General features: G+C 57.0%; 11 protein-coding genes and 1 pseudogene. 11 read left to right on the top strand and 1 reads right to left on the bottom strand.

What is annotated here, in order from left to right; translation table 11 throughout:
- From HMCN_RS0115620 to HMCN_RS17970, 11 genes and pseudogenes are all read left to right on the top strand, one after another.
- Positions 1–472 (top strand): cytochrome c oxidase subunit 3 family protein (locus HMCN_RS0115620; protein ID WP_025918258.1); only part of this gene is annotated, 472 nt, incomplete at its 5' end.
- A gap of 2 nt (positions 473–474) precedes the next feature.
- Positions 475–729 carry a cytochrome C oxidase subunit IV family protein gene (locus tag HMCN_RS0115625; RefSeq protein WP_025918259.1) on the top strand — a complete coding sequence of 85 codons (255 nt, stop codon included), beginning with the start codon at positions 475–477 and terminating at the stop codon, positions 727–729.
- Between the two features lie 32 nt (positions 730–761).
- On the top strand, positions 762–1,577 hold the full coding sequence (locus HMCN_RS0115630) for a CbbQ/NirQ/NorQ/GpvN family protein (RefSeq protein WP_025918260.1): 816 nt from the start codon (positions 762–764) through the stop codon (positions 1,575–1,577).
- Positions 1,574–1,948: a cytochrome c oxidase subunit III gene (locus tag HMCN_RS0115635; RefSeq protein ID WP_025918261.1), complete on the top strand. Its 375-nt coding sequence runs from the start codon at positions 1,574–1,576 to the stop codon at positions 1,946–1,948. Before HMCN_RS0115630 ends, HMCN_RS0115635 begins: the two co-directional genes overlap by 4 nt.
- A 5-nt stretch (positions 1,949–1,953) precedes the next feature.
- Positions 1,954–3,006, top strand: a complete 1,053-nt coding sequence (locus HMCN_RS17960) for a 4Fe-4S binding protein (protein ID WP_051567022.1) — start codon at positions 1,954–1,956, stop codon at positions 3,004–3,006.
- Complete coding sequence (locus tag HMCN_RS0115645) at positions 3,007–4,848, top strand: nitric oxide reductase activation protein NorD (protein ID WP_025918263.1); 1,842 nt, start codon at positions 3,007–3,009, stop codon at positions 4,846–4,848. It begins immediately after the preceding gene.
- 102 nt (positions 4,849–4,950) lie between these two features.
- Positions 4,951–5,130: a LuxR C-terminal-related transcriptional regulator gene (locus HMCN_RS0115650; RefSeq protein WP_025918264.1), complete on the top strand. Its 180-nt coding sequence runs from the start codon at positions 4,951–4,953 to the stop codon at positions 5,128–5,130.
- A 219-nt stretch (positions 5,131–5,349) separates the two neighbouring features.
- Complete coding sequence (locus tag HMCN_RS0115655; protein ID WP_051567020.1) at positions 5,350–7,050, top strand: methyl-accepting chemotaxis protein; 1,701 nt, start codon at positions 5,350–5,352, stop codon at positions 7,048–7,050.
- Positions 7,051–7,106: 56 nt separating this feature from the next.
- The gene (locus HMCN_RS17965; RefSeq protein WP_081801544.1) at positions 7,107–7,799 is read left to right on the top strand and encodes a type IV pili methyl-accepting chemotaxis transducer N-terminal domain-containing protein; all 693 of its coding nucleotides are present in this window, start codon (positions 7,107–7,109) and stop codon (positions 7,797–7,799) included.
- A pseudogene (locus HMCN_RS20165) lies at positions 7,753–7,857 on the top strand (hypothetical protein); the annotation flags it as partial. The gene HMCN_RS17965 and the pseudogene HMCN_RS20165, both read left to right, overlap by 47 nt.
- Before the next feature lie 24 nt (positions 7,858–7,881).
- Positions 7,882–10,065: a bifunctional diguanylate cyclase/phosphodiesterase gene (locus HMCN_RS17970; protein ID WP_238552205.1), complete on the top strand. Its 2,184-nt coding sequence runs from the start codon at positions 7,882–7,884 to the stop codon at positions 10,063–10,065.
- Here the strand turns inward: HMCN_RS17970 and HMCN_RS19930 are convergent.
- Positions 10,052–10,321, bottom strand: a 270-nt coding sequence (locus HMCN_RS19930) for a hypothetical protein (protein WP_238552206.1), incomplete at its 5' end; no start/stop codon positions are given. The genes HMCN_RS17970 and HMCN_RS19930 overlap by 14 nt on opposite strands.

The raw sequence follows: 10,321 nt of genomic DNA on the forward strand, positions 1-10,321 counted from the left end.
CGCTTTTGCTCGCACCCATGATGTGGCGCTGTTCAATGCATCACAGATGCAGCTGGATCGCAGCAGCGGCCTGATCAATACCGTTTTGCTTATCAGCAGCAGTTATTTTGTCGTCAGGGCCGTCGAGTGCATCCGGCATGGGCAGGGCAAGCGCAGCGCGCGCTGGCTGGCAGTTGCCATCGCCTGCGGCGGAGGGTTCGTGGTGCTGAAGCTGTTCGAGTTTGCGGCCAAGATCGATGCCGGCATCACGATGTCGACCAATACCTTTTTCATGTTTTATCTGTTTCTCGCATTTTTCCATTTCATGCATGTCATTCTCGGCATGGTGATTCTTGCTGCAATTGCCATCAAGGCGCGGCGCGGCGGTTACAGTTCCGTCGATCACGGCGGGGTTGAAACCGGAGCCGCCTACTGGCATATGGTTGATCTGGTCTGGATCATATTGTTTCCGCTGATTTACGTAATGCATTGAATATGTCGAATATAAAAAAAGCTACCTTTCAATGGGCCTCCCTGTTGCTGCTGACCGGAGTTACCTTCGGCATGGCCGGGTACGGACTGTCCGGCCGCGCCCTAATTATTCCAGTGTTGCTGGTTACCCTGCTCAAGGGGCGCATCGTGATTGATCGCTTCATGGCGTTGCAGGATGTGGCCGGACCGTGGCGCTGGATTGTGCTGGGCTGGCTGGTGCTGGTACTGGGCCTGATCGGCTTTGCTTTTCGCGCCTAACAGATATAAAACTGGAATAACCGGAGAAATACATGAACGACCTGACCGCACCTGGCCTCCTGGCTGAAGTTGCGATTCCGTTTTATCAGCCGGTCGGTAATGAGTGCGCGTTGTTCGAGTATGCATTTCGCAATCGCCTGCCGCTGCTGATCAAAGGCCCGACCGGCTGCGGCAAGACGCGTTTTGTAGCGCATATGGCTGCCAGGCTGGGGCGGCCGCTGATCACCGTGGCGTGCCATGACGATCTGACCGCAGCTGATCTGGTCGGACGTCACCTGATTGGCGATGGTCAGACTATCTGGTCCGACGGTCCGCTCACCCGCGCGGTGCGCCAGGGCGGTATCTGTTATCTGGACGAGGTGGTTGAAGCACGCAAGGACACCACGGTAGTACTGCATCCATTGACCGACGATCGGCGAATTCTGCCGATCGAGCGCACCGGTGAAGAGTTGCAGGCGCCGGATGATTTCATGCTGGTGGTCTCATACAATCCCGGCTATCAGAATTTATTGAAGAGCCTGAAGCCATCAACTCGCCAGCGTTTTGTCGCAATCAATTTCGACTTTCCGCCGGCCGCGCTGGAGCAGCAGATCGTGATCAGCGAAACCGGTGTCGATTCCTTGCTGGCGCAGCGCCTCGTGACGCTGGTCGGGCATTTCCGGCAATTAAAGGATCACGATCTGGAAGAGGCCGCTTCGACCCGGCTGCTGGTGTATGCGGCCAGCCTGATCAAGGCCGGTTGCGATCCGGTATCGGCTTGCGAAGCCGCACTGGTCGAGTCGCTTACCGACGACTCCGACACTGCTGCGGCCTTGCTGGAAGTGGTCAAGGCAACTTTCGGGCGATGAACACCTCCGATTCCCATGTTGCGGTGCAGGCAGAAGCGCTTTATTTGGTCAACTTGCTGCTGGCGCCCGGTTTGGGTTTTATCGGATTGCTTTGGCTGGCGCGACGCCATGCGAACGACAAGAGCGAGTTGACGCGTTGCCATTTGCGCCAGACGATTGTTGCAAGTCTCTGGGCCGGTGCGTTGTTGATGGCAGTAACATTGCTGATCGTCCTGTTGGGCGGCTTCCATAATCCGGCAACCTGGATAGTACTGATTCTTTATTTTGTCTGTTGCCATTCCGTGTTGATCCTGTTCGGCGTGCTCGGATTGGCTCACGCCATGTCCAGGCAACTCTATATTTATCCATTGATTGGTAGCCGGCGATGGTGAAAGAGGTGCGTCGCCCGTCCACCGGCCCTGTAGTGGCCGCAGCCACGGGTGCCAATGCGCGCGGATGGTTCGGGCTGCCGGTGCAGCGCTGGCGCCAGTTGACGCAGGCCGGATTTTTCATCCTGTTCATCCTGGCGCCAGTGTTCGATATTTTTCGGCTGGACCTGAACCTGAAGCATTTCATCCTGTTCGGCTTCAACTGGACGCTCGGGCTGGATGGCTTCAGCACCGGGCAGATCACGGCCGGGCAGGCAGCTGCCAACATCGTATTGCGCGGTTTCTTGCCGCTGCTGGCGATTGGCGGTACGCTGATTTTCGCTAGTTGGAAATGGGGCCGTCTTTACTGCGGCTGGCTCTGTCCGCATTTTTCGGTAGTCGAGACCATCAACCAGACCCTGCGACGCGCCATCGGCAAGCAAAGTTTGTGGGACCCCGAGCCGCTGCCGGCGCGCAATCCGGACGGCAGCGAAACCAGCCGGGATGCAATCTGGTGGTGCGCGGTGATGCCGCTGGTGATTGGTTTCGCCATGCTGTGGGCAACCGTGTTGCTGACCTATCTGCTGCCGCCGTTCGAGATCTACGGCAATCTGTGGCATCGCTCCCTGACGCGCAACCAGACCATTTTCCTGAGTGCCGGCAGCCTGGCGTTCTTTGTCGAGTTCATGTTTGCACGCCACTTGTTCTGCCGCTACGGTTGCGCGGTCGGCTTGTTTCAGAGTCTGGCGTGGATGGGCAACGACAAGGCGATGGTGGTCGGTTTCGAGCGCGAGCGCGCCAAGGATTGTTCCAACTGTTACTCGGCCTGCGATCATGTGTGCCCGATGCGCCTGAATCCGCGCAATGTGAAACGCCTGATGTTTGCCTGCGTTCAGTGCGGCCAGTGCGTCGATGCCTGCGAACAAACCCAGGCCGACAATCCAGCCGGCTCGTTATTGCATTGGGTACACGAAACTCGGGCCGAGTCGGAAGCGGCCTTGAACGGCAGCACTGCCCGCACGATACAGATATCGCTGCTGCGCGATGGCACCGCAAATCAAAATAGCCAGAAAGACGTGTAAATGGAAGAATTCATCGGCGGCCTGTGGGATAAGCTGATCACGCGTACCGCCTATCGGGGCTTTCCGAAAGTACGCGTAGATCTGAAGGAAATCGAGCGTATTGCACCGATTTTTTTCCGGGCGCTGGGCGGGGATGCAGGGCTGACCATTCGTGCCGGTACCGCCACCGCCCATGGCGCCAGGCGCAAATGGCTGGAACGGGTAGCCGGCGTCGGCGAGAGGGTGGAACTGGCATGGCTCGACGAGGCTACTCTGCACCTGCCGGCCTGGCTCGAGATTTTTCCGGAACGATCTCAAAACCGCGAATTGTACCTGTGGCTGATTGCCCTGGCCGCGCATGACGTTGCGCCGGATGCGAACTGGATCGTGCGCAATCAGGAAGCTACCAAGGCCGCGCTGCAGGCACTGCCCGGCATGCAGGAGCGCTACCGGCGGCTGCTCGATGCGGCGCTGGCACAACGTCCCGACCCAGCTAGCCTGCCGCCGTTGGATGCCGCTGCGGAGATATCAATTCGGGCGGCTTTGTGCCAACCGGGATCGATCGCAGATTTCATGCCTGGCAAAAATCCGCCAGCTCCGGTGCCGTTGTGGCTGCATCCGGAGCCGCCGGTGGCGCTGGGTGAGCAGCGCAAAGCGGGGCAGAGCGAGCCGCAGCAACCGGAAGGCAGCAAGGTCAGCACCGATGCAGAAAAGCGCAAACGGCGTGCCGAAGCAGTTGACGCCCCGGAAAATGACAGCCCTTTCATGCTGTTGTTTCGCGCTGAAAGCTTATTTTCCTGGGCCGAGTATGTGAAAGTCAACCGGCCGCTGGATGAAGACGACAACGATAACGCGGCCAAGGCAGCCAATGATCTCGACTTTCTCAGCGTCGCCAACGACGGCAAGACCACGGCCAGCAGAATCCGTTTCGACCTCGATCTGCCGGCCGAATCGGATGACGATTTTATGCTGGCCGACGGCATCCTGCTGCCGGAATGGCATTACCGCAAACAGCAATTGCAGCCGGCCCATTGCCGCCTGCAGATGCTGGTCGCGCGCGATGCCGAGCCGTGCCCGCTGCCACCGGCCCTGCGCGCCACAGCCAAGCGTTTGCGCAACCAGTTTCAATCCTTAAACACCGCACCGGCCAGGCTCAAGGGCCAGGTTTCCGGCAGCGACCTGGATCTGGATGCCTGCGTACGTTACGCGGCAGAAAAGGCCAGCGGGGCGCCGATTGCCGAGCCCGGGCTGTATATCGACAGCCGCAAGCAGTTGCGTGACCTGTCCTGTTTGTTGCTGGCCGATTTGTCGCTATCGACGGATGCCTGGATCAATAATTCGGCGCGGGTGATCGACGTCATTCGCGACAGCCTGCTGCTATTTGGCGAATCGCTGGCGGCCACCGGCGATCGTTTTGCGCTGTACGGCTTTTCTTCGGTGCGGCGTCAGAATATCCGTTTTCATTTGCTCAAGGGCTTCGACGAACGCTACAGCGACACTATTCGCGGCCGACTGGCGGTACTCAAGCCCGGTTTTTATACCCGGATGGGAGCCGCAATCCGCCACTCGGCGGCGATTCTGTCCAAGCAGAAAACAAGTCGCCGCCTGCTGCTGATCCTGACCGACGGCAAACCCAACGATCTGGATAAATATGAAGGCCGTTATGGGATTGAGGACACACGGGTTGCGATCCAGGAAGCGCGCCGCCTCGGGCTGACGCCATTTTGCGTGACCATCGATGAAAAGGCCGGCGACTACCTGCCGCATCTGTTTGGGGCCAACGGCTATGTGGTAGTGAAAAACGCTGCTGAGTTGCCGCAAGTGTTGCCGCGCTTGTATGTGCAACTGACCGGGGCTAACTGAGCCGGGTTTGTGCCGCAATTACGCCAGCGGAGGTTTTATCGATCCGGCGCTGATCGACGCCATGGAATCCGTTGATCGGATGGGCAATCACCGTCGCAGGGTGTGCTCACCGAACGCAAGTTGCAGATTTTGCGGCTGGTTAGCGCCGGTCTGTCGACCCGCAAGGTCGCCGGTCCACACCATTTGAGCCCGAAAACCGGCAGTGTCCGCAAGATGTTGTTGACGGGAAAGCTAAACATCGACAGTATTGCCGATCTGATTCTTTTTGCGTTTCCGCACTGACTGGACAGCAACTGCCTTCCGCCCGCTTTCTCACATGCACCAAGGATTTCGTATTTTTTGATAGAAAAAACCGAACAGAATTGCAGGAATTGCAGGAATTGCAGGAATAACCGATTTTTTATTGGCGGCTACTGATATTGAATACTTGATCTGTAGTAATATTTCACGGCAATGTCGGCACTTTAGAAAGCGGTTTGGTGTTCATTCAGAGGAGGCTACATGGTAAATATGAAAGTCGCGACCCGTTTGGGTCTTGGTTTTGCGCTAGTGTTGCTGATGCTGGCAGCATTGATGTTAGTAGGCTTGTTTCGGCTCAACAGTATCGGTGCCGACAATAGCAAGATCATCGATAAGGACTGGGTGAAAGCGCAGGCGGTCAACACCATGAACATCATCACCCGCGACAATGCGCGCCGCTCTATGGAATTATTTTTGATAGCGGATAAAGCGCAGGTAGACGGAATTCTCCAGCGGATTGAAGCGAATAAAAAAACCGGCAATGAAGCCGCCGCGGTATTGGATAAATTGATTTATGTATCTGAAGCCAGGGGCTTGCTCAATACCATGAATGCAGCCCGCGCCCGGTATGTAGCTTCTTTCACCCAGGTTATCAAACTGTTGCAACAGGATCAGCGCGATCAGGCGATCAGCCTGATGAACACGGAAACTCTGCCCGCGCTGGATGCGCTGCAGGCACCCATCAATGCGTTGCTGGAGATTCAGAATAAACTGGTTGCCGACAGCGGAATTGAAATCCAGCAGAATATCAGTTCTGCCAGCACCTTGATGTTGATGCTGGGCGGAGTGGCGCTATTGATCGGCGTCGCTGCGGCGCTCCTGATCACCAGGGGATTATTGAAGCAGCTTGGCGGCGAGCCCGCTTATGCGATGGATATCACCAAACAGATTGCGGCCGGCGACCTTGCGGTCGAGGTGGATACCAGGTCCGATGACCAGTCGAGCCTGTTGTTCGCGATCAAATCCATGCGTGATAACCTGTCCGGCATCGTAAGTCAGGTGCGCAGCGGCACCGACACCATCGCCACCGCGTCCGATCAGATCGCCGCCGGCAACATGGATTTATCCTCGCGCACCGAGCAGCAAGCCAGTTCGCTGGAAGAGACTGCGTCGTCGATTGAAGAGTTGACCTCCGCTGTCCAGCACAATGCCGACAACGCCCGCCATGCCAACCAGCTGGCAGTATCGGCGTCCGAAGTTGCCAGCAAGGGCGGCGCGGTAGTGGCGCAAGTGGTCGACACCATGGGCTCGATCAACGAATCATCCCGCAAAATCAACGACATCATCGGCGTCATCGACGGCATCGCGTTCCAGACCAATATTCTGGCATTGAATGCCGCAGTCGAAGCGGCGCGCGCCGGCGAGCAGGGCCGCGGCTTTGCGGTGGTCGCCACCGAAGTGCGCAGCCTGGCGCAGCGCAGCGCCAGCGCCGCGAAGGAGATCAAGACCCTGATCGGCGATTCGGTGGAAAAGGTGGATCAAGGCGCCCGGCTGGTCGACCAGGCCGGCGCCACGATGAACGAAATCGTCGAGAGCATCCGGCGCGTGACCGACATCATGGGCGAGATCACTGCCGCCAGCCAGGAGCAGACTTCCGGCATCGAACAGATCCATCAGGCCATTACCCAGATGGACCAGGTCACCCAGCAAAACGCCGCACTGGTGGAGGAAGCTGCGGCAGCCTCGGGATCGTTGCAAGAGCAGGCCGGCAATCTGGCGCAGGTGGTCAGCATCTTCAGGTTGAACGGAATTCACAATCTGGCAGATCGGTCGGACAAAGCTGGAATTCCGGCGATACGTAATAATCAAGCAGTCGCGCAGCAACTCGGCCGACCCGCGCAATCGCTCAAGATTGCTGCCGCCAATGCTCCGGTCATTAAGCGACTAGAAGGTCTGAAGTAGGCTTCGGAGATGACTGGTGCAGTTTGCGAGTGGCTCCGGCAAGCCCTAAATAATCGATGACGACTTCCAATATAGAGGATGGCATGGCCGAGGATATGGTTAGACAATTGCCGTTCCAAGGCCGGGGCCGCCCTTTCTGGCGCCCCAGCATCGGCCAAAAAATTGGCGGCATATTTCTTCTCGTGTTGTTGGTGGCTGCAGCCAACATCGTGGTCGTCAAGGAAATGCTGCACGATCTCAATGGTGTGGCGGCAACCCTGAATGTCGCTGGCAAGCTGCGCATGCTGAGCCAGAAAATCGCGCTTGAGACGGTCAGTCTGACGCTGGGGGAGGGCGGCCACGATATCGTCGAAAGCAGCATTCATGATTTTGAAACGGCGCTGTCGGTGCTGGAACGTGGCGGAACCGTGTTTGGTTATGATATCCGTAAATTGTCACTGCAACATCGCCCACAGGTGCATGCGGTGCAGGTCGACTGGATCGACTACCGCAGCCACATCAGGGCAGTGCTGGCGCCGCCTGCGGCGGATACGGTCGCAGCGCCTGTTGTTGCGCAATTCGAACCGGTGGCCGCAGCATCGGCGCGCCTGCTGTCGGGCACCGAGACACTGATCAGTTCGATCGTCACGCAAACCCAGCAAACGCAAGAGCAGGCACTGAGGAGAATCTATGCACTGGTGTTGCTGGATGTGTGTGCTTGCTATGGCATTCGTGGCGATCCGGCGGCAGGTGGTACGTCCTTTGTATGAGCTTGCGAGACACTGCCGTGAACTTGCCACAGGCAATTACCATGTGCGCTGCAGTTTCCAGTCGTTTGATGAGATCGGACAGTTGGCATATGCATTCAATGACTCCGCCCAGCGCATTGGCAATCTGATTACGTATATCGAGCAGGATCGGCAAAGCCTGAGGCAGGCCGAAGCCATGTTCCGGGAGCTCGCAGAAAATTCCGTGGTCGGCGTGTACATCGTTCAGGACGATGCGTTTCGTTTTGTCAATGCAAAGATGGCCGAGATGTTCGATTACGAGCCCGCCGAGATGATGGCCTCGGTCGGCGTGTTGGATATCGTGGCGGAGGATCAGCGGCAGCTGGTTACAGAGGGCATTCGCAAGCGTCTGAGCGGTGAAGTCCAGGAAGTGCACTACGAGCGTCAGGCCCGCAAAAAAGATGGTTCGCTGATCGACATCGAAGTGTTCGGTTCCAGAATGCGGATCGACGGCAGGGATGCCACCATCGGCATTATGCTCGACATCACCAAGCGCAAGGCAGCCGAAATGTCGGAGCATCTGATGACCCTGGTGTATCAGAATAGCAGCGAGGGCATGGTGATCGCCGATGCGGTCGGCGTGATCGTCACCGTTAATCCGGCTTTTACTGAGATTACCGGCTACCAGCCGGACGAAGTGGTTGGCAATAAGCTCAATATCTTGAATTCCGGCCGCCATGACCAGGCGTTTTACCAGGCGATGTGGCGGGCAATCAATACCATTGGGCACTGGCGGGGAGAAATTTGGAACCGCCGCAAGAATGGCGAAGTGTTCGTCGAATTGCTAACCATTAACACTGCCTATAACGAAGATGGCACGGTGTATCGGCGGATCGGAGTATTTTCCGACATCACCGACAGAAAACACTCTGAAGCGGTGGTCTGGGAACAGGCAAATTTCGATTTTTTGACGCGGCTGCCTAACCGACACATGTTTCATGATCGTCTGCAACAGGAGATCACTAAATCACACCGCGCCGCGCTGCCACTGGCGTTGTTGTTTCTTGATCTGGATCAGTTCAAGGAAGTTAACGACACGCTGGGGCACGCTGTCGGCGACCGCTTGCTCAAGCAGGCGGCGCAGCGCCTGAGCAGTTGTGTGCGCGAATCGGACACGGTGGCGCGGTTGGGAGGGGATGAATTCACTATCATCCTCAGTGAGCTCAAGGACGTGAATGTGGTCAAGCGGATTGCCCAGAATATCCTCGAGAAGCTGACGCAGCCATTTATGCTGGAGGAGGAAGAAGTTTTTATATCGGTCAGCATCGGCATTACGCTGTATCCCGATGATGCCACCGAGATTGAGGACTTGATCAAGAACGCCGACCAGGCGATGTACGCGGCCAAGGATCAGGGCCGCAACCAATTGAACTACTTTGCGCGCTCGATGCAGGAAGCTGCCCAGAGCCGGCGGTGGCTGGTGCGGGATCTGCGCGGTGCCCTGGCAGGCGACCAATTCTGCTTGCATTACCAGCCCATTGTAAATCTGACGACCGGCAGCGTGGATAAGGCGGAAGCGCTGATCCGCTGGCAACATCCGGTGCGCGGCCTGATCAGCCCGGCCGAGTTCATTCCAGTTGCCGAGGATACCGGGATGATCATCGAGATCGGCGACTGGGTGTTCCGGCAAGCGGCGCAGCAGGTGGCGCTCTGGCGCAGCGCGCAGCATGCGCAATTTCAGATCAGCATCAATACCTCCGCAGTGCAGTTTCGCCGCGGGGGAATTGTGCACGACGAATGGCTCGGGTATTTGCGGAGGCTCGGCCTGCCGGGGCACAGCATCGCTATTGAAATCACCGAGAGGTTGCTGATGGATGCCGGCACCGGCGTTACTGACAAATTGCGGGCATTCCGTGCTGCCGGGATTCAGGTGGCGCTCGATGATTTCGGTACCGGCTATTCATCCATGTCCTATCTTAAAAAATTCGATATCGACTACCTCAAGATCGACCAATCCTTCGTTCGCAACCTGATGCCCGGTTCTGACGACTTGGCGCTATGCGAAGCCATTATCGTGATGGCACACAAACTAGGCATGAAGGTGATCGCGGAAGGAATCGAGACGGAACAGCAGCGCGACTTGCTGGCCGCCGCCGGCTGCGATTTCGGGCAGGGTTATCTATTTTCCAGGCCGGTAGCGGCCGAGCAATTCCAGGCATTCCTGAAGCCTGATTTCAGAATTCTGTCGGATGAATCGCAAAAATGCGCGCTTCGGACGCGCAGTGCGGCCGTCCTTAAAACCGGGTAGCCGGTTGATTCCGCATATGACTATTCAGATCAATAAGCGACTTACGCAAAACCAATAAATGTGTAGAGTGCGCGATACGCACCAATGTATTTATGGCTGACTGTGGTGCGCATCGCGCACCCTGCAACGGCAACGTAACGTGTTTGCGTAAGCCCCACAATATTCTAAGAGTATTTTTATGTTCCGCACTGTTTATATTGCGGAAAACCATGTATTTTTTGGCTATGTAGCACTTTGCTGTTGAATTGCTGTCCAA

Source organism: Herminiimonas sp. CN, assembly GCF_000622895.1.
Lineage (GTDB): Bacteria > Pseudomonadota > Gammaproteobacteria > Burkholderiales > Burkholderiaceae_D > AVCC01.